A 25,909-nucleotide genomic window follows, 5' to 3' on the forward strand; every position below is an offset into this window, starting at 1 on the left:
TTGGCTGATACAATATTAGTTGCGTTCGCCACTATCCAATCTAGTAGTATCACACTTTGTCCTGTCAGGACTGTATCCCTGCCATCTCGTCACCTGATAATTTCAATACTATATAACTCGTTAGCCTGTAACCTTTCTATTTTTGATAATTCTAAAAATATTCAAGGCCAAACTTGCTAATATTGCAACAGCTCCTCCAATGAAGGTCTCATACACTCTAGATATTGGTAATAAGTAAGTTGGGTCATGTAAATATTCAGTTTCTTCCATAAGTAGCAGTACAAATATAGTGATAGAGAAAGTCTTGAGCGTATAATTCAAATGGAAAAATGTAGGTATAAAAAATATCACCAAAGCTAACATGATTAAATAAACGTCAATATCCTGTGATTTTGTTATGCTAAACATAAAGACAATAAAAATCGCTGCCAGTAAGCTCCCTAGAAACCGTAAACAAGTCACTTTGATTATATTCAGTTCTTTTGGATGAAGCAGCATAACAAATGTTAAGGGGGCCCAGTAAGGCTTATACAAATTGAGATAATCAGGAATAGATAGACTTAAAAACAAAAAAATACTAAAAAAAAATGCCCTGATATAAATATGCTCATTACTGTGAAACATTTCTTTAGAAAATAAGCCACTTCTAAAAGCATGATTTTTATAATGTTTTCTTTTCAACACAGTTAAAACAATTAAACTAACAATCACTCCTGTCCCATAAGCCATTGGTATTTCTGCGCTGACAGAACCGAGTGTTGTTCCCATACAAGAAAAAATAATAATAAATGGAAAAACGCGATCTAAATAGTCATCTTTTTTATAAAAAAGATAATAGCAATATGATATAAGAAACAAATAAATATAAAAATAAATGGTTAGTTTCAGTAGAAAACCAATCGCCCCACCTACCATTACCAATAATAATAAGAAGGCCATATAAAAAATATTACTACTATCATTTTTCGCGTCATAAACAATACTCGAAAACAGTGTTGTTAAAACACCAAACATACAACCAACAATACCAAACAAAGAAAAACATACTGCTGAATTAATTATTACAGCAATAAGAAAAGTGCCATTATTACGAAAACTGACATATTTCGACATCCTACAAATACCTCGCACATAAGCCCTGTTTAATTAAGTTTATTGGGGGCACTATGTTTTAACATATTCATCAATAGAGGTACACTCACCATCCTTCAATTTGCAGGGATTTTCGTTAAGGTGTGCTAACGACGCTCCACAAACCAAGTCATAGAACTAACCTATGCTCCCCGTCTGTCTTCTTTTGACGCCTACCTGTATCTCGAATAGAAAATCACGATATTAACCAGTTGTATGCCTAGTTGAAATATTAATGTTTACTTCTTTGTTTTTTGCATTCTTCCACGGCAGTAGCAAAGCCCTCTTCTGTATCTCCATTGTTTCGGTTTCCAGTATAGGCATATTCTAGATCAATATAAAAATGATCTTTAGATTGTTCTGCTGTGAGATTGATTGTCAAATCTTGATCTTCAAAAAAATAATAACGCTCCGTTCTATCTATACTTCGAGCCTGCTGTAATACACCATAATCTCTTTTTAAATTTTTAATAATTTTACTGATAAGGGGATAATAATCCTTCATATTGTCTGGCTGACTTTTATAGCTTATCGCTATTAGCCCGCCAAAAGAAATACCATCATATTTTGACATAATGAGTAATTCATATTCCCCGATGTCTTCTATTCTGTTATCTAAGTTCTTGGTTTTTACGATTACGAATGGGCATCTTTCTTGGTCATCAATTATTTCATATTGGCCCGTTAGCTTACTTTTGACCACGTCTAAATCATCACCCCACCGAAATCCAAATGGAGCACTATTGCTGTCTGCACTCGCTTTAGCTACAATATTGAAACATGCAAACATAATCAGGCCAACCATAAGAATTTTATTCATTTCGCTATACCGTTAATTAGCTTCTTTGCCCTTTATTTATTATACAACTTTGTGGTGTTAAATCACTTAAACTAATTTATTCCTAATTACTGATTATAAAAAATGATACAAAAATTAACAGCCCTTGGTTAAAATTAATCTCTAATAATCATCAAGATATTCGATACATGACACAACTTGTTTTGCAGCCTCTTCCATTTCTTTATATGGAAGGCTAAATGACATATTACGAGTGATCCTAGGGTCTATATATATTTTAGGAAATTTATAATTCAGAAGATACAAATATGATGCCTTTCCATTGTTTTGCTTTATAAAATTAGATATATTGTGATTATTATTAAAGCCAACATCTAATCTGTTATCTTTCCCAGTATTTTTTATTATTTCTGCATACTCTATATCCTTACAAGGAATAGAGTAATAACTACTATCTGACTCAAGCGTAATGCATATATCATCCCTATAGCATTGGCTATATGCAGCACTAGATACAAAGAGAAAAGCAGTAAGTATAAAAGTATTATATTTAATCATCAGAAAATCCATTTTATTAATTAGCCGGTAATTATAAACACCTTAACTGAAATATCAATATTGGCAATCCTACCTCTTAAGCATTCATATCGCTATTAATAATGAGGAATACGTACATAAAGAATTCATGTTAATTCAGTGAATTAAATACTGATAAAATCTAAAATATAAGGTGATTATCTGGCATTTGTGAACGTTAGCCCACTAATGCCAGCCGGAAAAGGAATTCTTAATAGTTGGTAACCAAATGATTAACCTCTGCCTACAGGTCTATTCAAGATATGATCTTCCCATTCCACCACATCTTTTTCTCTCACCGCAATATGGCGAACGGAGATCCGTTCACCATGCATTGCTGCCTTAGAACCTGTTATCAACGGGTGCCAAGCTGGTAATGTTTTACCTTCAAGTAATAATCGATAAGCGCAAGTATGTGGCAGCCACTCAAACGTTTCTAAATTATAACGGTTGAGTTTGATACAATCTGCCTCATAACTGAAGCGATCTTCATAATGCTTACACTGGCAAGTCTTGATATTTAACTGATTACAAGCCACGTTAGTAAAATAAATTTCATCTGTGTCTTCATCCATGAGTTTATGCAAGCAACATTGGCCGCAACCATCACATAGAGATTCCCATTCTTCGTCAGTCATTTCATCTAACGTTTTTACCTGCCAGAAAGGCTGAGACATAATACTTATCAATCCTATACTTAAATCACTCGCGTGGTTAACGAGTGGTCATTAATCGAAAGCTTTAGCATATCACCAGAAATTAAAGGCCCAACACCTTCTGGTGTTCCCGTTAAAATAATATCTCCTGGACGCAAGGTGAAAAAACGGGACATATAGCTAATCAAAGGCAATATAGGTGTGATCATATCACGAGTCGAGCCTGACTGGCGAATTTCACCATTGATCTCCAAAGATAACTGTGCACTTTGTGGGTTGCCAAAACTATTTACTGGGATAAAACCTGATATAGGACATGATCCATCAAATGCTTTGCTCTTTTCCCATGGCTGCCCGGCTTTCTTAAATTTAGCCTGTAAGTCTCTTAATGTCAGATCCAGTGCAACCGCAAAACCCGCGATTGAACGTGATACTCGATCTTCATCAGCATTTTTTAATGGCATACCAATCAAAACAGCTAATTCAATTTCATGATGCACTGAGCCAAGATCTTTTGGTATCACAATTGGCTGATTAGCGTCACACAATGCCGTTTCCGGTTTAATAAAGATAACCGGTTCTTCAGGGTGTGCGGAGCCCATTTCTTTAATATGCTTAGCATAATTGCTACCGACACAGACAACTTTGTTTGCAGGGAAATCAAGTAAGGCACCTTGCCAGTCACGATGTTGGTACATAGTTGTAACTCCTATTATCGTTATTGTATTTTTTGAGCAACGCCATCAGCCATGAGGCAAACGCTCAAAGCGAAGTAATATGAGCGGTTCCAATGCATGATAGTACGAAAGTTTTCAGTTACCAAGTAAGTACGCCCTTGAGGATCATCAGGGATTACCAACCATGCTTTATCCCCTGGAGCTAGCAGTGCAAATGCAGGAAGTTTTATGCCCAATTTCTCCCACTGAGCAACCGTTTTAGCTTGTTCCGCCTTAACGCCTTCTAACTGCTTATCAAAATTATCAGGTAAACTGACCTGATAACCCCATGGCAGCGCAGACTGCCAACCTTCAGTTGACAGATAATTGGCTATCGAGGCAAAAACATCGGCTTTGTTGTTCCAAATATCCATTTTACCATCGCCATCACCATCTGCGGCATACGATAAATAAGACGTTGGCATAAACTGGCTTTGCCCCATAGCCCCTGCCCAAGATCCCTTTAATTGCTGGTCTTCAGGAATATAACCTTTATCCATTATTTCTAAAGCGGCAAGTAATTGCTTGCTAAATAACGCTTCTCTACGACCTTCAAATGACAAAGTTGCCAGTGCAGAAATGACATCTTCTTTACCTTGAGAACGTCCGAAGCCACTTTCGAGCCCCCATAGAGAAACGATATATTGAGGTGGAACCCCATAACGTTTACTTATTGCCTTTAAGATAGCTTCATTTTCCCTATATTTTTCTGCTCCAGCATTAATCCGTGAAGCAGGTAATACATTTTTTAAATAGCTATCCAGCGTTACCGTTGCTCTTTTTTCAGGTTGACCTTTATCTGCTTTAACAACACGCTCAATAAAATGGATGTTAGCAAAACCACGTTCAATGGTTGCTGGTTTTATTCCTTGTGCTAATGCATGTTGTTTTAATAATTCAACATAAGCTGGAAATTGTGATGATTCACGGCTTTCAATTGGGAATGCTTTATCTAACGCAGCAACTTCTTTTTCAATTGCCGCATCTTGTTGTGCAGTTAATACTTCTGGAGCAGCTGAAACAGGTGGTTTTGCTGAACAGCTCACTAAAAATAGACCGCCAATTAAAGTAAATAATAACGTTGGTTTCATTTAATCACTCCCACCGGTGAAAAATTATCTAAGGATTGTCCTAATTTTATTTACTCGACGCATCACGGTATTCTGCGAGTAGATTTTCAACAGGCGGTGGAAATTGAAGGTAATATCCAACTTCAATTAAATCTGCCTTTACCTTTTCAATATCTGCATTTGCCAGCTTGTCGCGGTTGGTTAGGGATAAAGACATTGCGAACTGCGGAGCACCAAATTGCTTCATCAATTCTTCGGGGACTCGCGAAAAATCATCTTTCTTCTCAATATAAAGATATGTTTGATCACGGTTCTGACTACGATATATTGCACAAATCATTATATTTAACTCTTTTTCTTTGTTCATTGGCTTGCTTGAATAATACAGTAACTATAACATGCTATTGTTTTACAGAATATCGTCACCCGAAGTTTGTTTCGGATATTTTAATTTGCTGAGCCCGGATAGATGTCACAGTCGCCAATAGAACTCAAAGGCAGTAGCTTTACACTTTCAGTTCTTCACTTACACAGTGAAGAACCTAAACTCATCAAAAAAGCGCTACAAGATAAGGTAAGCCAAGCACCTGACTTCCTTAAAAATGCGCCTGTCGTCATTAATATTGCTAATCTTACAGCCAACGCTGATCTATATAGTATCCACAAAACAGTTGTCTCTGTTGGTTTAAGAGTTGTTGGCATTAGTGGATGCAGTGACCCATTGCTACGTAAACAGGTGAGTGATGCTGGCTTACCCGTGCTTAATGAAGGCAAAAGCCAAAAAGCCATTGAAATTCAACCTGAGCCAGTTAGAGAAGTTATCGAAGCGGTAGCCGCCTCAGATCCTGAATTTAGTTATCGAAAAACGCGGATTATCAATACCCCCGTTCGTTCTGGGCAACGAATTTATGCGCCAAATAGTGATCTTATCGTCACAAGTAATGTGAGTGCAGGTGCAGAATTACTTGCAGATGGTAATATTCATATATACGGCATGATGAGAGGCCGAGCGCTCGCAGGTGCTTCCGGCGATACCGAAAGCCAAATATTTTGTATTCACTTGCAGGCAGAACTAGTCTCTATCGCAGGTGAGTATTGGCTGAGTGATCAGATCCCATCTGAATTTCTCGGCAAAGCAGCGAAACTCCGTCTCGTTGATAACAGATTAAATATTGAACAATTAATTTAGACCTTATTTACAAGGAATTATTCATGGCACGCATAATTGTTGTTACATCTGGTAAAGGTGGTGTCGGTAAAACCACGTCAAGCGCGGCCATTGCTACAGGCCTAGCGCAAAGAGGGAAAAAAACGGTCGTGATCGATTTTGATATCGGTCTGCGTAACCTCGACCTGATCATGGGATGTGAACGCCGAGTAGTGTATGACTTCGTTAACGTCATTCAAGGCGATGCTTCGCTTAATCAGGCATTAATCAAGGATAAACGGACAGAGAACCTTTATATCCTTCCTGCGTCACAAACACGTGATAAAGATGCCCTGACTCGCGAAGGCGTTGAGAAAATACTCGACGAATTAAGCAACGATCTAGAATTTGATTTTGTGGTATGCGATTCCCCTGCGGGTATCGAAAGTGGCGCGCTGATGGCACTGTATTTTGCTGATGAAGCGATTATCACCACTAACCCTGAAGTTTCTTCAGTTCGTGACTCAGACCGCATTTTAGGTATTCTTGCGTCAAAATCACGTCGTGCAGAAAAAGGCCAAGATCCCATTAAAGAACACTTACTATTAACGCGTTATAACCCTGGTCGTGTGACCCGTGGTGATATGCTAAGTATGGAAGACGTTCTGGAGATACTGTGCATTCCACTCATTGGTGTGATCCCTGAAGACCAGTCTGTACTGCGTTCATCAAACCAAGGTGAACCAGTTATTTTAGATGCTGAATCTGATGCAGGTCAGGCATACAGTGACTGTGTTGACCGTATTTTAGGTGAAGAACGCCCTATCCGATTCATTGAAGAAGAGAAAAAAGGTTTCTTGAAACGCCTATTTGGGGGGTAAATAATGGCTTTATTGGATTTCTTTCTGTCGAGAAAAAAACCGACAGCAAATATCGCAAAAGAGCGATTACAGATCATCGTTGCGGAACGCCGCCGCGGTGATAGCGAACCTCCTTATCTTGCAGACATGAAAAGAGATATCTTACAAGTTATCTGCAAATATGTTCAGGTTGATCCTGAGATGCTTTCTGTGCAATTTGAACAAAAAGGCGATGATATCTCAGTACTCGAACTGAACGTAACATTACCTGAAGGTGATGAAGTCAAGGTTCCAGAGAAGTAATACTTGCAAAGTAGCCGCTGTTTTAGCTGACAAATAGCGGCTCGCTTTAATGCCCTGCATTATAAGTGTGTAAAGGCACTAACCCCAGCTTTTCTGCATTTTATACACTAGCTAGTTCAAGATGCAGATACTGGCACGTAAAAATAGCCAATGAACATAGATAAACACTGTGATTCGGGCAGTGAGCAGAACATCATCACCCTACCTTAACAAAAAGCTCTGTGACTTGAAGTATGTATTTTAGATTCAATTACCTATGCTATAAAACTCTATTGCATGCATTTGATTATCCATCCTAAAATTAACTGCTCCAAATAATTTATCAATATAAGTAATAAAAGATCTGGCATTTATGATATTATTCACAACAGCTGTTCCACTATATTCAACACCATTTATAATACAACCTTCTAATTTTATCTCTGCGATATCACTTTTTAGAAAACCAGTATAATAATATTTATCAAAGTTTAACTTAACATCTCCAGCAAGTGGGTAATTAATAATACCAACATTATGTTTTCCTACTACATGTAAATCAACTACCCCATAATATTTATTTCTGAAATCGCTGTTCTTGTTTGATGAGCATTTTTCTTCTAGTATTTCATCATGTTGAGATATCAGAGCTGTATTTGTTAGTGGGCTTTGTATTTGTGCATAAGAATACGAAAAGCTCCCTAAGCAAGTAAAAACCAAGTAAGTGAGTAGCCTTGTTTTCATTATTATCCCCTTAAAAATGATTATTAATAACATTGCAATCATCAAAGAGTAACAATAAAAAAAATAACATATTGCTAATTTTAATAAATTAATTCTAATTCATAAACATTAATGGCCTCTCAAAAAATATTTCAGAGGCTAATGAATAAAATTAATGAGATTGGGATAATAATTTAGTAATGGGCTCCGCGAGCAATCGACCTCGCCAGCCATCAAGAAGTTCAGGTTGCTGAGCTATTGATTTAATTCCCCAATGCACAGAAAGCAATTGGTTTATCTGGCGTCTTGAAGCCAGTAACTCGGCATTGAATTTTTCATGCTCTGCAATTTCTTTTACGACTGTTTTGATTTCTTTAAATAGGCTTTTATATTGTGATTGCTCGTTCAGATTTGCCACAACTTGCGGATATTCCTTTTCATCCATTTGTTGAGCTTTTTCAACAATACTCAGCAAACGCCGCCCATGACAACGGATCTCTTGTCCAGTTAACCCTAATGCATCCAGTTCACCCAATGAGCTAGGTAAATAGCGGGCAACTTTCCATAAATGTTCTTCTTTAACAACAAAGTTGATCGCCATATCGCGCGCTTTCGCTTGATTTAAACGCCACTCAGCTAACATTTGTAAACAGGCCAATTGTTCACCTCTTAGCTGACACACATTAGTGATGTTCTTGTATGCCAACGCTGGCTCGATAGTCTGCTGCCTTCTAGTAACGGTTCTTTGGCACTCTTCCATCGCATCAGCCAGGTAACCAGCCTCTTCTACTTTTTGCATCAATATGTTAGCGAGTGGCAATAAATAAAGCACATCTGCCGCCGCATAGAGGCATTGTTTTTCACTTAGTGGACGAGCTAACCAATCCGTTCGAGATTCACTTTTATCAAGTTCAACACCTAAATGCTCGGCCACTAATGAGGCAAAACCACAAGAAATTGGATAACCCAAAAAAGCAGCAACAACTTGTGTATCCACCATGGGCTCAGGTACACAGCCAAAATCATGTAAAAAAACTTCAAGATCTTCACTGCCTGCATGTAAAAATTTAATCAGATTTTTATTAGTTAATAATGCTTTAAAAGGTGAAAAGTCATTAATAGATAAAGGGTCGATCAGGGAAACTTGTTTTCCATCATAAAGTTGTAGCAAACCTAATTGAGGATAATAAGTTCGAGTACGGACAAATTCCGTATCCAGTGCCAGCCAATCGGCTTCACTCGCCTGTTGGCACACTTGTGCAAGTTCACTATCAGTAGTAACTAAACGGTAATTCAAAACAAATTTCTCTTTTTTATAGTCTTATCACAGTAACGCCGGTAAAAAACCGGCGTTACTCATTTTTGGATGCAAGCTAATCAGTCGTTATTAGGCTGTTGATTCATCCATTCGCTTTCTTTCTTCATCACGTAGTTCTCTACGCAATATCTTACCGACGTTAGACTTAGGTAACTCGGTACGGAATTCAAACAATTTTGGTACTTTATACGCCGTTAATGAACGACGACAGAAGGTTTTTAATTCGTCTATTGTTAGGTTAGGATTGCCACTAACAACAAATACCTTAACCGCTTCCCCTGTGCTTTCACTTGGAACACCCACCGCTGCACATTCAACCACATCAGGGTGAGATGAAATAACATCTTCAACCTCATTTGGATAAACATTAAAGCCAGAGACGATAATCATGTCCTTTTTGCGATCGACGATACGTATATAGCCTTCGCTATCTATTTCTGCGATATCACCTGTGGCTAACCAGCCATCACGTAAAATTTCCGCAGTTGAATCAGGACGGTTCCAATAACCTTTCATGACTTGAGGGCCTTTCACCCACAGTTCACCGGGTTCACCAAATGCCACTTCGTGACCATCATCATCAACTAATTTCACATCTGTTGATGGAACAGGTAACCCGATACTACCACTATAAGCAGTCAGATTATACGGATTTCCAGTAACAAGTGGCGAACATTCTGTCAAACCATAACCTTCTAACAAATGCTTACCGGTTAGTTTTTGCCATTTTTCAGCAACCGCTTTTTGTACTGGCATACCGCCGCCAACCGTTAACCTTAATTTAGAAAAATCTAACTTTTGAAATTCTGCATTATGTAGCCATGCATTAAACAAGGTATTGACCCCTGTGATTGATGTCACTGGGTATTTTACCAGCTCTTTAATCGTGCCCGGAACATCACGTGGGTTAGTAATCAACAAGTTAACCCCACCGACATTAATAAATAGTAAACAATTAACCATCAGTGCAAAAACGTGATACAGCGGTAGTGCTGTCACGACAAATTCCGCGCCAAATTTTAAAACAGGCCCATAAGCTGCTCGAGCTTGCTCAAGGTTAGCTAACATATTGCGGTGGGTTAACATGGCTCCTTTAGCAACCCCTGTCGTTCCGCCTGTATATTGAAGAAATGCAAGATCATCACCAGAAATATTTGGTTTGATATACTGCATCCGATACCCATAATGCATCGCCCGACGAAATGAAATTGCATCAGGCAAATTGTATTTTGGCACCAAACGTTTGACATACTTGACGACGAAATCAACCAATGTCGCTTTAGGACGTGAAAGCTGATCGCCCATACGCGTCAAAATAACGTGTTTAACTTTGGTATTAAAAACAATTTTTTCAAGGGTGTGTGCAAAATTAGATACGATAACAATGGCAGTCGCACCACTATCGTTTAACTGATGTTCCAGCTCCCTTGGAGTGTAAAGAGGGTTAACGTTGACGACAACCATACCCGCCCGCAAAATGCCGAACAACGCTATCGGATATTGCAATAGATTCGGCATCATCAGTGCAACGCGATCGCCTTTTTTTAGCCCTAACCCGTTTTGTAAATAGGCAGCAAAGGCTCGGCTTCTTTCCTCTAATTTGCGATATGTCATGACTGCGCCCATGTTAATGAACGCAGGTTGATCTGCATATTGTGATACCGAGTTTTCCAGTAATTCAGCCAATGAAGCAAAGCGATCAGGATCGATTTCTGCCGGCACATCGCTTGGGTAATTTTTTAGCCAGATTTTTTCCAAAGTATGACTCCTGAATTTTAGTATAGTAATATTGCCCGCACATTCTTTTAACAAATTATTAACTCAGCGTACCAGTTTGAAAAATACCCTGTGCTAAGGTTGAGAGCTCTATCACTAAATAAATTTCATTCCTTCGAAATAAAAATAGGCGGACAATCCGCCTATTCTCACTTAAGTTTATTTTCACAGAACGATACTTGCTACATTTAGCATTACAACAGTATCCATAACTCATCTATTTGAGCAGTACTCTGCCGTAACCTATTTAAAGCATCTATCTAATAATGATGACGCGATGATACACTTTTCTGAAACATTTTTGGAGAAATTAACGCATTATCTATCGATATGCGTTAAATGAAATAGAGGAACAGCAATAGCCGTTCCTCTTAACCGAAGATTTACTCAGTGAGGTAAGTTTGAACTGGAGCCACGCCACCTGGGTAGCCATAGTAGCCATACCCATAACCCCAAGGATGATCATGGTAATAAGGATTGCCATAATAGCCATAACCCCATGGCCCTACCGGTGGTAATACAACACTTTGTGCTAGGTTCCAACGCTGATAGCCAGTAACATTCAAAGTGACATATTTATAAGGGATATCACCGATTTTACCTGCTTGTTCCCCTGCAATTTTACCTACAACAGTGATATAACGGCCGTTGTAATCGGCAGGATCAAGGAAACCATTCACAAAAGCATAAATACGACCAACGGATGCTGTGTTTAACTCAGGCGATGCATCGTACTTATTCAATGGAATAACGGCAATCTCAAGGCGTGTTTTATTTGGTTGGTTGAAAACTGAAATTACCTTCCCGCCAAAACGCCCTTCTTGCCCAATATACATTTCAGGTGCATTTTGTACTGATGATAAGTTAACCGCAGGATCAGGTGACGACCCTTGAATTGATGCAGGGATCGAAACACAACCTGTTAATGCTAATACGCCGACAAATAAAGCTGCTTTAAGAGTAGTGCGGCAGTTAATTTTAATTCCCATATACCACCTCCGTTTTTAGCTTTAAGTATAAATTCAGATAGCATAGATTAACATCAATATTACCTAACATAACACGATATGTTCAGTATACTTGCCATCATGCAAATTGCAGCGCCTTTCGTTAAGGCATTGTGGTGACGATCACTCGCTACTGATATATGCTCCTAGCATCTCATTCGCTTGCCGCCTAGCTGCACTTCGAATTATTTAAAGTATAACGTCTATATTTATTATAGATAAATAAGGCAACCATTGATGTGAATTTTAATCATTCATTTAATAACAATTCTATTTATGATTGATTAAATTCAGTGTTTGAAAAAACAAAAGCTGGCTAAACAGTTTGAGCTATTTTTAGCCAGTCTTAAAATAATACTATTAACGACCCGGTAGTTTTTTCCAAGTCACTTCATTACGCAAGTAGGTTGGTTCAACATTTTCCACTGCTTGAACATTCCCCGCAAGCCATAAACGCTCAGCGATAGGCAACATGTCTTGTGCTGCTGGCAGTTCAACCTCACTATTAACTAGTGCAATACCACTTTCGTGTAACTGAGGATAGGCCTGCCAGCCAGTTCCTGCATAGCCCCATTGGCCCGTCAGTTGACTGATTGCATCCTTAAATAGGTCAGGGTTCATCACCGCTTCAGTTTGTTCACCAAGCCACTCGCCACCAGCACCGCGTTGATACTGAGCACAATAAACTTCGGTCATACGTGCATCAATGGCAGCCAATACCTGAGTGTGCCCAGAGATTCGATAAGCCCCTTCTGCTAACGTCATGAGAGATGAAACACCAATCATGGGTAAATCAGCTCCTAATGCTAAACCTTGAGCAATACCAACACCAATACGCACCCCAGTAAAACTACCTGGGCCACGGCCAAAAGCTAGTGCATCTAATTGATTTAATGCGATCCCCGCTTGCGACAAAACCTCTTCAACCATGGGCAACACTTTCTGTGTGTGCTCACGCGGTGAAATTGCAAAACGAGAAATAATTTCTCCATCGCATAACAATGCGACTGAACATGCTTCTGTTGCTGTATCAACAGCAAGAATACGGCTCGACATGCCATAACCTCGGCAAATGGATTAGGTTCGATGCCATGGCGATATCGCCATGCCCTGAAAGTGATTGTTATATTAGCATAAACTCAGGAAGAGGTAGCAGAAAAATACTCATATCGCTTTGGTTTAATTACTATTATTAATTTCAGTTCTTTTTTTCTCAAGAAACTCAATCGCTTTAGTTAAACTACGAGTCCTTGGTGAAGGCGGTAGACTGTTTAAAAAAACAGCGCCATATGGACGAGTTACTAAACGATTATCACAAATCACAATTACCCCATAATCACGCGTATCGCGGATCAATCGCCCAACCCCTTGCTTTAATGTGATAACCGCATCGGGGATCTGTACATCGGCAAAGGGATCGCCACCACGTAATTGACAATCTTCGATACGTGCACGCAATAGAGGGTCATCTGGCGCTGTAAACGGTAATTTATCAATAATGACGCAAGTTAGCTCATCCCCTCTAACATCAACGCCTTCCCAAAAGCTACTCGTTGCTACCAATACGGCATTTCCCGCAGCAATAAACTGAGAAAGTAGCTTGTTTTTGCTACTTTCACCTTGCATCAGAACTGGCAGTGTTAATGTTGTTTTAAACTCTTCCGCCAGCTCACGCATCATCGAGTGTGAGGTACATAAGAAAAAGCAGCGCCCTTGGTTTTTGATAATCAGTGGTCTTAGCATTGCAGCCAATTTTTGTGCAATGCCTTTTTGATTGGTTTCAGGAAGAAAACGCGGCACACAGAGTAATGTTTGGCTTTGATAATCAAATGGGCTAGCGAGTAATAACGTTTCCGCAGAAACTAAACCAAGCCGATCAGTAAAATAATTCAGTTGCTCATTAACCGATAGTGTAGCGGAGGTAAATACCCAACTGGCAGGAGTACTGGCAATCATCTCACTGAATTTTTCAGCGACGGTTAGCGGTGTTAAAGCTAATAAAAAATGCCGACCATAGCTTTCAAACCAATAACTATAACCGGGGAGCGTCACATCTTTTAACCGATTTAATCGGTTGCGGTATAACGTGACACGTTCAAACACCGAATCCAAGGTTTGTGAGCGGCCTAATGAACTTTTAACGACCTCATAGCAAAGTTCAAGTGAGTCATCTAATAGTATCAGCGCACGCTGTACTACTGGCATTTTTAACAAATCACGTAAGTTACCACGAAAACTGTTTTCCCCAAGGTTCAAACGGAAATCCAACGTACTTTGAGTCAGCCTATCTGCACTTTTTTGTAATTGAGCCTGATCTTTGAGCTCGGTTCGATAAGCCATCACCATGTCACGGGCCAAATCCAGCAGTTGACGACTACTCAACTGTTGGCCGAAGTATTGGCTGGCAATATCAGGGATTTGATGTGCTTCATCAAAAATCATGACATCAGCTTGCGGCATCAGCTCACCAAAACCGGTGTCTTTAACCACACGGTCTGCCATAAAAAGATGATGGTTAACCACAATAATATCGGCATCTAACGCTTTACGACGCGCTTTTAATACGAAGCACTCTTGATAGCGAGGGCAATCGCTGCCCAAACAGTTATCATTAGTACTGGTGACCAGTGGCCAAACAACATGATCTTCGGCAATATCATGGCAGGTACTGACATCACCTGACTCTGATTCAATCGACCAACTACGCAGTCGCACTACCGCAGAGAGTATTTCAGGCTCAAGGCTACCACCACCAAGCGATTGCTGATCTAAACGCTCTAAACAAAGGTAATTAGAACGCCCTTTCAGTAGCGCGGTTCGCCCACGATATTGCATCGCATCAATGATAGTCGGTAAGTCACGGTGATACAGTTGATCCTGCAATGCTTTCGAACCCGTCGAAACAATCACTTTTTTACCGGAGCGTAACGCTGGGACTAAATAGGCGTACGTTTTACCCGTTCCTGTTCCTGCTTCCGCCACCAGCACATGCTGCTTTTGAATCGCATCAGTGACAGCATTCGACATAGTGACCTGTGCTGCCCGTGGCTGAAATCCTGGAATTGTTCTCGCTAGAAAGCCATCTGAAGAAAAATCGTCGTGCACCGCAAACCTATATAGTATTCAACTTAGAAGTCTCGATTTTAACATGTATTATGATCTGCCGCTGTGTTAAATAAAGTCATCACATCAGAAAGGATTTTCATCAGTCAATCTAACTGTTATCCTTAAAAAAACATGAAATAAGGAACTCAGATGACCATTGAAAGAATTGATCCAGATAAACGTTGGTCCGAAGCAGTGATCCATAATAACGTTGTCTATTATACCAGTGTCCCTGAAAATTTAGATGCGGATATTATTGCACAAACAGCAAACACCCTTTCTGCCATTGATATTCTGTTACAACGAGTGGGTTCAGATAAAAGCAAGATTTTAGATGCAACCATATTTTTGGCTGATAAAGCCGATTTTGCGGGTATGAATCAGGCATGGGATGCTTGGGTTGTCGCGGGTAGTGCTCCAGTTCGTTGTACTGTGCAAGCCGCACTGATGAAACCTGAATATAAAGTAGAAATTAAAATCGTCGCGGCAATTGATTAATTTGTTAACCATGAAAAAGCGCCAATGTGATATTGGCGCTTTTTTTGGTTTATGACATTTTGATGAGAACCATACCTAATAAAAGTAGGACAATGCCTCCCCATCCTTTGTAGTTAAGTCGCTGGTTGAATAATATCCACCCTGCCGCCACTGTGGCAATAATACCAAATGCTCCCCACAGCGCATAAGCGATTGACAGTTCAATTCCTTTAACCGCTTGAGCAAGTGAACTAAATGCACCTAATACTGCGATCAAAGAGAGGATACCTAGCCAATAACGTTTAAAACCGTTCGACATTTTTAATAAAATATTCGCCAAGATCTCAAGTATCACGGCTAATACTAAAAATGCCCCATGCCACCATTCAAATTGAACGTCCATGATCAGGCCTCCGTTTTAGCGTTATTATGCGCCAAACTTCCTGATTTCACTGCGGATACTGCACGATCTGCTGCTTGTTTTACTTTTTGTGCCGATTTGCTGACTGTTGCCTTTTTGGTTCCTGATTTAATCAAACCAATACCTGCTATTAATAGAACCAATCCGCCAATTTTCATTGGTGATAATGACTCGCCAAACCACAACACACTGAAAGTAGTAATGAATAGAATACCTATACCTTCCCATAATGCGTAAGCAACGCCTAAGGCAACTTTTTTTACCGCAATTGCTAATAAGATATAAGATGATGCAATCATAACGTACATCACAGCCATACCCGTAAAATCACCACTCACACTGGCATGTTTCATTGATAAGGTACCGATCACTTCGGTAACGATAGCTAATGCTAAAAATATCCAATATATCATTATAATGTCTCTCTATGGATAATTGCATTATAGCTTGTTTTTTGTACAATCAAAACAAACTTTTAGGCTAAAAAATTTTTAATGCAATTATAAAAAATTAATAAATAACAAAACGATACTGATTTTATTCAGTCGAATGAATATTAGAGAAAGACGCTATAATGCACCGCACCAGTGGTGTTCACTGGAAAGGATAGCTGAAAGGAAAAGCCGGTGAGTTGATCTTCTTTGGGACTTGCTGATTTTAATGCTATTCACGCTAAGCATGATATCTCATTCATTTCATCAGATGGACATCCATCTAAGTTACTCCGAACCCTCATATAAAGTTATTTTCAAGTTATTTTTATCACGGCAAAAACATTAAGTCAATGAATGCAAACAGCTTTTTAAAATGAATATTTATTGCATAATTATGCATTTAATTATAAGTGAACCATGATGTATCCTAAAAATAAGCGCATAATCAATCGCAAAACCGCTACTAATTAACCATACTTTTTATTGAAAAAAATAAATTTTTCATTGTTTTATTTTATTACAGACTGACTTGTGTGGTTTATGATTGACTTCAAACTCGAACAAGCATCTTATAGAGAGTAGACAGATACTTAAGCAATCCCTAAGAGAGAGCAATGGACACCTTTAACCTCACCTCAAATAGTTTTCAAAATGATACTAATGCAACTCCACTTCCCTACGATGTGATATCGATACAATCACAAGTAATCTACGGCAGCGTAGGTAATAGCATTGCTGTTCCTGCGTTAATGAAACAAGGTTTACGCGTTGCCGCTGTTCCAACCGTAATTTTAAGCAATACCCCTCATTACGCGACGTGCCATGGTGGTGAGTTACCTTCCGAGTGGTTTCGTGGTTACTTGAGTGGCTTGGTGGAGCGTGGCTGTATGGATAACGTGCGTACAATTTTAACTGGCTACTTGGGCTCTAAAAATAAAGCTCATGATCTTGCACAATGGCTCTCCGCTATACGGAAAACTCACCCATCGCTCCCCGTGATCGTCGATCCTGTAATGGGAGATGAAGATAGCGGATTCTATATCCCGCCTGAAATTGCTGAAGTATATCGAGATGAAGTCATTCCACTTGCAACGGGGATCATACCCAATAAATTTGAGTTATCAACGCTCAGCGGTCAAGAAATACAGACTTTAGATGATGCGGCTAAAGCAGCACGCTGTTTATTAAAAGGTCATACTCAGTGGGTAATCATCACCAGCGCATTTCAGGCTGATGAAGACAGTATTGACGTGGTTTGCGTTACTAAACATGACGTTGCCGTTATTCGCCATAAACGTTATCCTGTCACTCCAAAAGGCACTGGTGATTTATTTGGTGCTGAATTAACAGCACAACTGCTTGCAGGGTTATCTGTACCTGATGCCGCTAAAATGGCTTGCTTACGCATTGAACAAGGGATCATCCATATGGCTGCAACAGGCCGCAGTGAACTGGTGCTGTAATACTGTTATCACAATCATTATCTATGATAACAATATTCAGTCAATCCATTGATTTTGCAATAAAAAACCAGCTCGACGGCTGGTTTTTTACATTATATACTGGTAGGTTTATTCAAACTCATTCCACGAACGACCATCACGGGTGATCATCGCAACGGAAGCAATCGGGCCCCAAGTACCTGCTTGATAAGGCTTAGGTGCTTCATTATCCATTGCCCATGCATCCATAATAGAATCAACAAACTTCCAAGCCTCTTCAACCTCATCACGACGTACAAACAGTGCTTGAATACCACGCATTGCTTCAAGCAATAGGCGCTCGTAAGCATCTGCTAAGTGAGTTTGATTAAACGTTTCAGAGAAACTTAAATCCAGTTTTGTGGTTTGCAAACGGTGTTTATGATCGAGACCCGGTGCTTTATTCATGATCTCGATATCAATCCCTTCATCCGGTTGTAAACGGATAGTTAGCTTGTTCTGCGGTAGCTCTTGGTAACTTTCAGAGAAAATATTCAGTGCAGGTTTTTTGAAATAAACCACCACTTCTGAACATTTTGCAGGTAAGCGTTTGCCAGTGCGTAAGTAGAACGGCACCCCAGCCCAACGCCAATCGTCGATATCAACGCGCAGAGCAACAAAGGTTTCAGTCATACTTTTCTTATTGGCACCTTCTTCTTCTAGGTAACCAGGCACTTTATTACCTTGTACAAAGCCCGCAGTGTACTGGCCACGCACCGCTTTTTCTCTGACATTAGTATGATCAATACGGCGCAGTGAACGTAAAACTTTGACTTTTTCATCACGAATGCGGTCAGTGGTTAAATCTGCCGGTGGTGACATTGCAATCATGGTTAAAATTTGCAATAGGTGGTTTTGCACCATATCGCGCATTTGACCCGCCTGATCAAAATAGCCCCAACGCCCTTCAATACCCACTTCCTCGGCAACTGTAATTTGGACATGGTCGATGGTCCGATTATCCCAGTTGTTGATAAACAGTGAGTTAGCAAAACGCAGTGCTAATAGGTTCAGAACTGTTTCTTTACCAAGGTAATGGTCGATACGGTAGACTTGGCTTTCATCAAAATATTTAGCCACTTCATTGTTAATTTCTTGCGAGGAGGCTAAATCCGTACCCAATGGTTTTTCCATGACCACACGGTTAGGTTGCTTATTCAACCCTGCATGACCAAGGCCATGACATACAGCACCAAAGGTACTTGGTGGCATAGCGAAATAGTGGATTGCTGGATGACGGTCTTGCTTCAGCATTTGCGCTAAGCTGTCAAAATTTTCAGTTTGGTTGACATCAAGATTGCAAAAATCTAAACGTGAACTCAGTTTCGCCCAAAGCTCTGGGTCGAGATCTTCTTTCAAAAATTCGTTGAATGCTTTCTCAACAAAATCAACATAATCGCTCTGGCTCCACTGCGCACGTCCCACCCCAATGATGCGTGTTTCTGGATGGATATAGCCTGCTTTCTCTAATTGATACAGAGACGGAAGCAATTTACGACGAGCAAGATCCCCTTTGGTGCCAAAAATAATCAAATCACAGGCTTGAGCAGCGTTATGTACCGCCATATTGGTTCTCCTCAATTTGCGGAATTTATTGTAATTTTGTTACAAAATTAGCCAGATGTTCCGCTAATGTACCCTTTTGAAGGTATTCAGTAAATATTGATGATACTGATCACAGTTTTTATGGTGAAAAAAGCACCAAAGGTCAATAACCTTATCATAACTGAATGGTGACAGCACTTGTAACAAAATGACAAAACAGCAAATGAAATTACGGATATGAAAATTAGATACAGCTCATAGTTTCGCAAAAAACTGCATCACAAACACCTATCATTCAGATAGGTTAGCCATAACTCATAGTATATTTCCTTTTTTACAACAGCTGTAAAAACGCTATTAATAAATACACAGTAGCTTTATGGCGGAAAAATTTCTCCTTTTGATGAAATAGGCGCTTTCGTGACATGAATATTTTAGAACAAATGAAAAACAGCCTCGATTTTTTGAGCAAATCCGAAAAGAAAGTTGCCGAAGTGATCCTTGGAATGCCACAACAATCCATCCATCTCAGCATAGCAACCCTAGCTCAACTCGCTAATGTCAGTGAGCCTACGGTAAACCGCTTTTGTCGTAAAATGGATACCAAAGGGTTCCCCGATTTCAAATTACGTTTAGCGCAAAACCTAGCCAACGGCACACCTTATGTAAATCGCAATGTAGAAGAAAGCGATACTGTTAATACTTATACCCACAAAATTTTCGAATCCGCTATGGCTGGGCTAGATAATGTTAAGCACAGTTTAGACATTACGGCGATCAACCGTGCGGTCGATTTACTCACACAAGCACGAAAAATTAGTTTTTTTGGTTTTGGAGCCTCAGCAGCCGTTGCTCATGATGCAATGAATAAATTTTTCCGTTTTAATATTCCTGTCATTTACTTTGATGATATTGTTATGCAACGCATGAGCTGCATTAATAGCAGTGAAGGGGATGTGATTGTGTTGATCTCACATACAGGAAGAACTAAAGCATTAGTTGAAATGGCTCGCCTAGCCCGTGATAACGATGCTACCGTTATTGCAATTACCTCCGAAAATTCCCCATTATCTCAAGAAGCCACCCTTTCAATCATAATTGATGTTCCTGAAGATACCGATATGTATATGCCAATGGTATCGAGGTTAGCTCAATTAACTGTTATTGATGTACTGACAACCGGTTTTACATTGAGAAGAGGTGAAAAATTTAGAGATAACTTGAAACGGGTCAAAGAAGCATTACGTGATTCGCGGTTTGATAGTGTGTAGCAAAAAGAGCCTCTTTTATAATAGTTTTGCAGACCCGATAGCATTAACTAATTAGCAGTATATAATAGCTGTGCTCGTGTCAGCAGCGTAACTTATTGTGGAAAAGTCGCGAAATTACGCTAAATGTACTCGTTATACTTCAAGTTGCATGATGGCAATCCCTTCATTCATATTTGATGGCATGCCACTTGAAGTATGAAAAGATTTCAATCAATAAAACAACACCATTATAGGTCAACGGAGTAATACATGACTAGACGGCTTAGAAGAACTAAAATTGTTACTACCCTAGGTCCAGCTACCGATCGTGATAATAATCTTGAAAAGATTATTAACGCCGGCGCCAACGTTGTACGCCTTAATTTCTCTCACGGAACTCCAGAAGACCATATTCTCCGCGCGAATAAAGTGCGTGAAATTTCCGCTCGTTTGGGTCGCCATGTAGCTATCCTCGGTGATTTGCAAGGCCCTAAAATTCGTGTTTCTACATTTAAAGATGGTAAAGTATTCCTTAATGTGGGTGATAAATTCACATTAGACGCCGCGTTAGGTAAAGGTGAAGGCGACCAGCAAAAAGTCGGTATCGACTACAAAGGTCTCCCTGCTGATGTCGTACCTGGCGATATCCTGCTACTTGATGACGGTCGCGTACAGCTCAAAGTTCGTGAAGTCCAAGGTTTACAAGTGTTTACTGAAGTCACTGTCGGTGGCCAACTATCGAATAATAAAGGTATTAATAAACTCGGTGGTGGCTTATCCGCTGAGGCATTAACCGACAAAGACAAAGCCGATATTATTACTGCTGCAAAAATTGGCGTTGATTACCTTGCAGTCTCCTTCCCACGTTCAGGTGAAGACTTAAATTATGCACGTCGTTTAGCACGTGATGCAGGTTGTGAATGCCAAATCGTTGCGAAAGTTGAACGAGCTGAAGCCGTAGCGAATGATGAAGTTATGGATGAAGTGATCCTAGCTTCTGATGTCGTGATGGTTGCACGTGGTGATTTAGGGGTTGAAATTGGTGATCCCGAATTGGTCGCTGTACAGAAAAAACTGATCCGTCGCTCTCGCCAACTTAACCGTGTAGTGATCACTGCGACACAAATGATGGAATCCATGATCACTAACCCAATGCCAACACGTGCAGAGGTTATGGACGTGGCTAACGCCGTACTTGATGGTACCGACGCAGTGATGTTGTCAGCTGAAACCGCTGCAGGTCAGTATCCAGCCGAAACCGTGGCAGCCATGGCTCAAGTATGCCTTGGCGCAGAAAAAATGCCTGGTTTAAACGTTTCTAAACACCGTTTAGATGCTGAGTTTGATACCCCTGAAGAAGCTATCGCCATGTCAACCATGTATGCGGCTAACCACCTTAAAGGGGTAAAAGCGATTATCGCCATGACCGAATCTGGCCGTACCGCACGTATGATGTCACGCATTAGCTCTGGTTTACCTATTTTCGCGATGTCTCGCCACGAAAAAACCCTGAATCAATCTTCACTGTATCGAGGTGTTACCCCCGTATTTTGTAGCACACATACCGATGGCATTGCAGCAGCGAACGAAGCGGTAACTCGCCTACGTGATAACGGTTACTTAATGACCGGAGATCTGGTTCTAGTGACCCAAGGCGATTTGATGGGAACTATCGGCAGCACCAACACCTGCCGTATTTTAGAAGTTGAATAAAGTATAAGTAACCAGAGGAGGATTATTCCTCCTCTTTAATTAATCTTTATAAATGAATGACCCTATCAGCGGAGAGAATTGTCGATTCGCGATGTGCAACAATAATACGGGTAATTGATAACTTCTTTATTGCTAGGTTAATCTTCTCTTCACTTTGGCTATCTAAATGGCTTGTAGCTTCATCCATAAATAAAATTGATGGTTTTCGATACAATGCTCTAGCAATAAAAAGCCTCTGTTTTTGGCCTCCCGATAGCCCCTCTCCCAATTCCCCAATTAACGTTTCATACTGCATTGGCATTGCCATGATAATATGATGAATATCAGCATTATTAGCGCACTCTATCATCCAATTTCTATCAATGTTATCAGAAAAACCACAGATATTTTCCTCTAAAGAGCCAGAGAATAATTTATCCTCTTGCATCACACATGAAATTATTTTTTGGTAGTTATTTAAACCTAACTGTTTGATATTGATATTATCGATTAAGATCTCCCCTGAATCTTGCTTAATAAGGCCACTCAATATCTTTAGTAGCGTTGTTTTCCCTACACCAGAAGAACCAACAATAGCAACACTTTCACCTGACCGAATGTTGATATCTAAACCATCAAATATTGGTCTTGATTGTCCATCATAACTATATATTAGTTTCTTCACCTCCAGAGAAACTGATTGTTTATTTTCATATCTAAAGCTATCTGTTTCGTCATGATATACCTCGTTTAGTGCGATATCAGATACTCGCTCAGAATGAATACTTAACATTCTTAACTCTAATATATAATCAGTTAATGATGTCACTCTATTTGATAGTTGAGTTCTGAGCAACCCAAAAGCAAAAAACATTCCCATAGTGATTTTACTATCAATAATAAAAATAACACCTAACCATAAAAAAAACACTTGTTCGAGTGAGATAATTAATGTGTTTACACTATCAAAAAAGATATTCATTTTTTTCAATTTAATACTGGAATTAACTTTATCAATAACTAGATTTAACCAATAATTTTCCCTTTTCACTCTAATACCTTGCATTTTTATCGTGACTATACCATATAAGCTTTCCATAAAATGTGAATTGACCCTAGCATCTCTAAGTATTTCATCTTCAGATAATCGTTTGTAATATTGATATGTGAATAATCTAACTGATACATAAACTAATAAAAATGCCACTACGAACAAAGTCAGTTTGACATTATAAATGGTCATTACAGTTAAAATACCTAGCGTAATAATACTATCAATAATAATTCCTACTATATTAGTCGTAAATATATTACGCAGAGTATCTACAGATAAAAATCTAGATTGGATATCACCTAGTTTTCGTCGCTCAAAATAGTCTAAAGATAGTTGCATTAGATGACTAAAAAGACTTATTTTCCATTGTATTTCGATTAATGTATTCAATACCAATAATGCCCACGAACGAAGAATAGCAACAAAAGTACGGAATAAAATGAAAAATATAATCCCGATACAAATTAACATTAAAAGTTGTTTATCATTTATAGGGATCACATGGTCGATAACTAATTGAGACCCTATAGGAATTAGTATACCAATTAACTCAATAATAAAAGAGAATAAAAAAACATTTAATAATACCTTTTTTATCCCATGCACACTATTGATTAGCATTCGTAAACCAAGTTTCTTCTGTATAGTTTCCTCTTTAAACTCACTACTAGGCCAAGTTTCAAGTACTACACCAGTGAAATGTTGCGATAATTCCGATATATTCATTTTCCTGGGGCCTGATGCAGGATCATAAATTACAACTTTAGTTGATGTAACTTTCACTAACACCACGAAATGATTAAAATCCCAGTGAATTATGACAGGAAGCCTCAGGCTTTTAATAGATTGCAAATCTACAGATAAAGCTCGACTTGTTAACCCTAACCGTTTGGCAATAATAGTTATATCTTTTAAATTTACGCCTCGAGAAGATATTTTATATTTTTGCCTTAGTGTCATCATATCAATGTTCTTACCATAGAAACCACAAATCATCGATAAGCATGCCAGTCCACACTCTGACGACTCGGCTTGATGGATAAAAGGAACCTTATTATTAAAACTGAGATCTAATTTTTGAAAAACTTGTTTAATTTTTTCAATTTTCATCTGATGGTCCTTTTATGCTACTTTCTAGATTACGTATAGGCGTAATAATCCATTGATATATTTTTCTTTTCTCTAAAAAGAAAAATATATTTGCCTTCATTCCATTTTCAATACTAAATCGTTTTTTATTGTAGTAAAAATATTTTTTTTCTGGTTTAATGACGACTTTGTAGTATGGAGACTGATTATTCTTTGCAATATTATCTCCTATTGAGTAATTAGATATTTCTCTAATTGATGCTGGGGTTTTTGAGATTGTTATTATCTCCCCTGAAAAAGTACCAAACTTATCCGCAGGGAAAGCATCATAACGAATATTAACCGAATCACCCACTTTAATGTAGGGAATAGTACTGTTAGTAACCCAGCTAACTAGATAATAATTTTTTATTTTACTCGGTGATATTTGTAATAAACTATCACCAATATTTATCATTTGGCCTTCACTAACGCTAAGTGAATCTATTCTTCCATCTGAAGAAGCCCGAATAGCAATTGAATCATTAGACATTATTGTTGATAATTCTTTTTTTAGTTCTGTTTGTTGTAACTTTGTTTGATAAACCTGGTTATCAAACTCAGAGCTTTTTAATTTAGACTCATTGTCAATTTCATTAATATCGAATGTGATTTGCTTGCTTTTTCCCTCTAAATTCACTAGTTCATTTTGTAATTGATAATATAATGTTCTTTGATTAACTAATTGGTCCTTTGTAATCAAACCTTTCTTTTGATATTTTGAGTAGTCATCCTTATTTTTTTTATAGAATTCCAATTCTTTTTTTGTTTCTTTAATCCTCTCCTCTATTAAAAATAATGTATCTTGATACTGTATTTTCTGTTTTTTTAAGTTTTCAATTGACATCCTTTTACTTAAATTTATTTCATTAATAATATCATCTGTATTTGATATTTGCTTTCTAATATTTTCAATTTGAGAATCACTTACATTGCCTTCAGTTGTTGATTTACTGATATCAATTAAGTAAATAATTTGATTTTTTTCCACATACTGACCTTCCACAAAAAAACTTTTTTTCACAAAACCTTGTACTGGTGAAAATATACTTATCGCCTTAGGAATTGTTGATATTTCTCCCAAGTAATTGACACTTTGATAGTACGAGCAAAAAAACAAAAAGTACATTATAAAGGCTGTAAATATCGAGAAAAATAAAAGTATATATTTAACAGGAAAGCTTTTTATTAAAATAGCTTTACCATGCCATTTCTTAGTATTATGGTTTACTGCTTCTTTTCGATAAAACACAATATTATC

25 protein-coding genes are annotated in these 25,909 nt (G+C 38.6%); 7 read left to right on the forward strand and 18 right to left on the reverse strand.

Going from position 1 to position 25,909, the window contains the following annotated elements:
* Positions 1-120: 120 nt before the first annotated feature.
* The 7 genes from AC3Z9T_RS04830 to AC3Z9T_RS04860 all read right to left on the reverse strand — a co-directional run bounded on the left by AC3Z9T_RS04830 (position 121) and on the right by AC3Z9T_RS04860 (position 5,288).
* The gene (locus tag AC3Z9T_RS04830) at positions 121-1,113 is read right to left on the reverse strand and encodes an FUSC family protein (protein ID WP_490125059.1); all 993 of its coding nucleotides are present in this window, start codon (positions 1,111-1,113) and stop codon (positions 121-123) included.
* A 250-nt stretch (positions 1,114-1,363) separates the two neighbouring features.
* On the reverse strand, positions 1,364-1,951 hold the full coding sequence (locus AC3Z9T_RS04835; RefSeq protein ID WP_490125060.1) for a hypothetical protein: 588 nt from the start codon (positions 1,949-1,951) through the stop codon (positions 1,364-1,366).
* A 141-nt stretch (positions 1,952-2,092) separates the two neighbouring features.
* Positions 2,093-2,488: a hypothetical protein gene (locus tag AC3Z9T_RS04840; protein WP_490125061.1), complete on the reverse strand. Its 396-nt coding sequence runs from the start codon at positions 2,486-2,488 to the stop codon at positions 2,093-2,095.
* Positions 2,489-2,739: 251 nt separating this feature from the next.
* On the reverse strand, positions 2,740-3,183 hold the full coding sequence (ycgN, locus tag AC3Z9T_RS04845; RefSeq protein WP_490125062.1) for a cysteine cluster protein YcgN: 444 nt from the start codon (positions 3,181-3,183) through the stop codon (positions 2,740-2,742).
* A 20-nt stretch (positions 3,184-3,203) separates the two neighbouring features.
* Complete coding sequence (locus AC3Z9T_RS04850) at positions 3,204-3,860, reverse strand: fumarylacetoacetate hydrolase family protein (protein WP_490125063.1); 657 nt, start codon at positions 3,858-3,860, stop codon at positions 3,204-3,206.
* A 20-nt stretch (positions 3,861-3,880) separates the two neighbouring features.
* Entirely contained in the window at positions 3,881-4,969 is a 1,089-nt protein-coding gene (locus AC3Z9T_RS04855; RefSeq protein WP_490125064.1) for a lytic murein transglycosylase, read from the reverse strand.
* A gap of 46 nt (positions 4,970-5,015) precedes the next feature.
* Entirely contained in the window at positions 5,016-5,288 is a 273-nt protein-coding gene (locus AC3Z9T_RS04860) for a YcgL domain-containing protein (protein WP_490125147.1), read from the reverse strand.
* Positions 5,289-5,417: 129 nt separating this feature from the next.
* On the opposite strand from AC3Z9T_RS04860, the gene minC reads away from it, so the two are divergent.
* From minC to minE, 3 genes are read left to right on the forward strand one after another with little or no spacing between them, the layout of a single operon-like run.
* Complete coding sequence (gene minC, locus AC3Z9T_RS04865) at positions 5,418-6,137, forward strand: septum site-determining protein MinC (RefSeq protein WP_490125065.1); 720 nt, start codon at positions 5,418-5,420, stop codon at positions 6,135-6,137.
* 23 nt (positions 6,138-6,160) lie between these two features.
* Positions 6,161-6,976 carry a septum site-determining protein MinD gene (gene minD, locus AC3Z9T_RS04870; protein ID WP_490125066.1) on the forward strand — a complete coding sequence of 272 codons (816 nt, stop codon included), beginning with the start codon at positions 6,161-6,163 and terminating at the stop codon, positions 6,974-6,976.
* Positions 6,977-6,979: 3 nt separating this feature from the next.
* Entirely contained in the window at positions 6,980-7,258 is a 279-nt protein-coding gene (gene minE, locus AC3Z9T_RS04875) for a cell division topological specificity factor MinE (protein ID WP_490125067.1), read from the forward strand.
* A 246-nt stretch (positions 7,259-7,504) separates the two neighbouring features.
* On the opposite strand, the gene AC3Z9T_RS04880 is transcribed toward minE, so the two are convergent.
* The 6 genes from AC3Z9T_RS04880 to yoaA form a co-directional block, all read right to left on the reverse strand.
* Complete coding sequence (locus AC3Z9T_RS04880) at positions 7,505-7,981, reverse strand: hypothetical protein (protein WP_490125068.1); 477 nt, start codon at positions 7,979-7,981, stop codon at positions 7,505-7,507.
* Positions 7,982-8,132: 151 nt separating this feature from the next.
* Positions 8,133-9,257 carry a ribonuclease D gene (gene rnd / locus AC3Z9T_RS04885; RefSeq protein ID WP_490125069.1) on the reverse strand — a complete coding sequence of 375 codons (1,125 nt, stop codon included), beginning with the start codon at positions 9,255-9,257 and terminating at the stop codon, positions 8,133-8,135.
* Between the two features lie 90 nt (positions 9,258-9,347).
* Complete coding sequence (fadD, locus tag AC3Z9T_RS04890; protein ID WP_490125070.1) at positions 9,348-11,036, reverse strand: long-chain-fatty-acid--CoA ligase FadD; 1,689 nt, start codon at positions 11,034-11,036, stop codon at positions 9,348-9,350.
* Positions 11,037-11,437: 401 nt separating this feature from the next.
* A complete protein-coding gene (locus AC3Z9T_RS04895) occupies positions 11,438-12,043 on the reverse strand; it encodes a Slp family lipoprotein (RefSeq protein WP_490125071.1) in 606 nt (201 codons plus the stop codon).
* Between the two features lie 378 nt (positions 12,044-12,421).
* Complete coding sequence (gene tsaB, locus AC3Z9T_RS04900) at positions 12,422-13,117, reverse strand: tRNA (adenosine(37)-N6)-threonylcarbamoyltransferase complex dimerization subunit type 1 TsaB (protein WP_490125072.1); 696 nt, start codon at positions 13,115-13,117, stop codon at positions 12,422-12,424.
* A 123-nt stretch (positions 13,118-13,240) separates the two neighbouring features.
* Positions 13,241-15,166, reverse strand: coding sequence for a DNA repair helicase YoaA (yoaA, locus tag AC3Z9T_RS04905; RefSeq protein ID WP_490125073.1), 1,926 nt, complete (start codon positions 15,164-15,166; stop codon positions 13,241-13,243).
* 150 nt (positions 15,167-15,316) lie between these two features.
* Between yoaA and AC3Z9T_RS04910 the strand changes: the two genes are divergently transcribed.
* The gene (locus tag AC3Z9T_RS04910) at positions 15,317-15,664 is read left to right on the forward strand and encodes a RidA family protein (protein WP_490125074.1); all 348 of its coding nucleotides are present in this window, start codon (positions 15,317-15,319) and stop codon (positions 15,662-15,664) included.
* Positions 15,665-15,713: 49 nt separating this feature from the next.
* On the opposite strand, the gene mdtI is transcribed toward AC3Z9T_RS04910, so the two are convergent.
* Both mdtI and mdtJ read right to left on the reverse strand, forming a co-directional pair.
* Positions 15,714-16,046 carry a multidrug/spermidine efflux SMR transporter subunit MdtI gene (gene mdtI, locus AC3Z9T_RS04915; RefSeq protein ID WP_490125075.1) on the reverse strand — a complete coding sequence of 111 codons (333 nt, stop codon included), beginning with the start codon at positions 16,044-16,046 and terminating at the stop codon, positions 15,714-15,716.
* Between the two features lie 2 nt (positions 16,047-16,048).
* Complete coding sequence (gene mdtJ / locus AC3Z9T_RS04920; RefSeq protein WP_490125076.1) at positions 16,049-16,477, reverse strand: multidrug/spermidine efflux SMR transporter subunit MdtJ; 429 nt, start codon at positions 16,475-16,477, stop codon at positions 16,049-16,051.
* Positions 16,478-17,112: 635 nt separating this feature from the next.
* Between mdtJ and pdxK the strand changes: the two genes are divergently transcribed.
* Positions 17,113-17,961 carry a pyridoxine/pyridoxal/pyridoxamine kinase gene (gene pdxK, locus AC3Z9T_RS04925; RefSeq protein WP_490125077.1) on the forward strand — a complete coding sequence of 283 codons (849 nt, stop codon included), beginning with the start codon at positions 17,113-17,115 and terminating at the stop codon, positions 17,959-17,961.
* Between the two features lie 108 nt (positions 17,962-18,069).
* On the opposite strand, the gene zwf is transcribed toward pdxK, so the two are convergent.
* Positions 18,070-19,545, reverse strand: a complete 1,476-nt coding sequence (zwf, locus tag AC3Z9T_RS04930) for a glucose-6-phosphate dehydrogenase (protein ID WP_490125078.1) — start codon at positions 19,543-19,545, stop codon at positions 18,070-18,072.
* 404 nt (positions 19,546-19,949) lie between these two features.
* Here zwf and AC3Z9T_RS04935 point away from each other — a divergent pair, with 404 nt between their 5' ends.
* Both AC3Z9T_RS04935 and pyk read left to right on the forward strand, forming a co-directional pair.
* Positions 19,950-20,795 (forward strand): MurR/RpiR family transcriptional regulator, encoded by an 846-nt coding sequence (locus AC3Z9T_RS04935; protein WP_490125079.1) that lies wholly within the window; start codon positions 19,950-19,952, stop codon positions 20,793-20,795.
* A 249-nt stretch (positions 20,796-21,044) separates the two neighbouring features.
* Positions 21,045-22,487, forward strand: a complete 1,443-nt coding sequence (gene pyk, locus AC3Z9T_RS04940; protein WP_490125080.1) for a pyruvate kinase — start codon at positions 21,045-21,047, stop codon at positions 22,485-22,487.
* Positions 22,488-22,533: 46 nt separating this feature from the next.
* On the opposite strand, the gene AC3Z9T_RS04945 is transcribed toward pyk, so the two are convergent.
* Together AC3Z9T_RS04945 and AC3Z9T_RS04950 are read right to left on the reverse strand one after the other, a co-directional pair.
* Positions 22,534-24,630: a peptidase domain-containing ABC transporter gene (locus tag AC3Z9T_RS04945; protein WP_490125081.1), complete on the reverse strand. Its 2,097-nt coding sequence runs from the start codon at positions 24,628-24,630 to the stop codon at positions 22,534-22,536.
* Positions 24,620-25,900, reverse strand: coding sequence for an HlyD family secretion protein (locus AC3Z9T_RS04950; RefSeq protein WP_490125082.1), 1,281 nt, complete (start codon positions 25,898-25,900; stop codon positions 24,620-24,622). Before AC3Z9T_RS04950 ends, AC3Z9T_RS04945 begins: the two co-directional genes overlap by 11 nt.
* Positions 25,901-25,909 lie beyond the last annotated feature (9 nt).

It is taken from the genome of Providencia sp. 6390 (genome assembly GCF_058148425.1).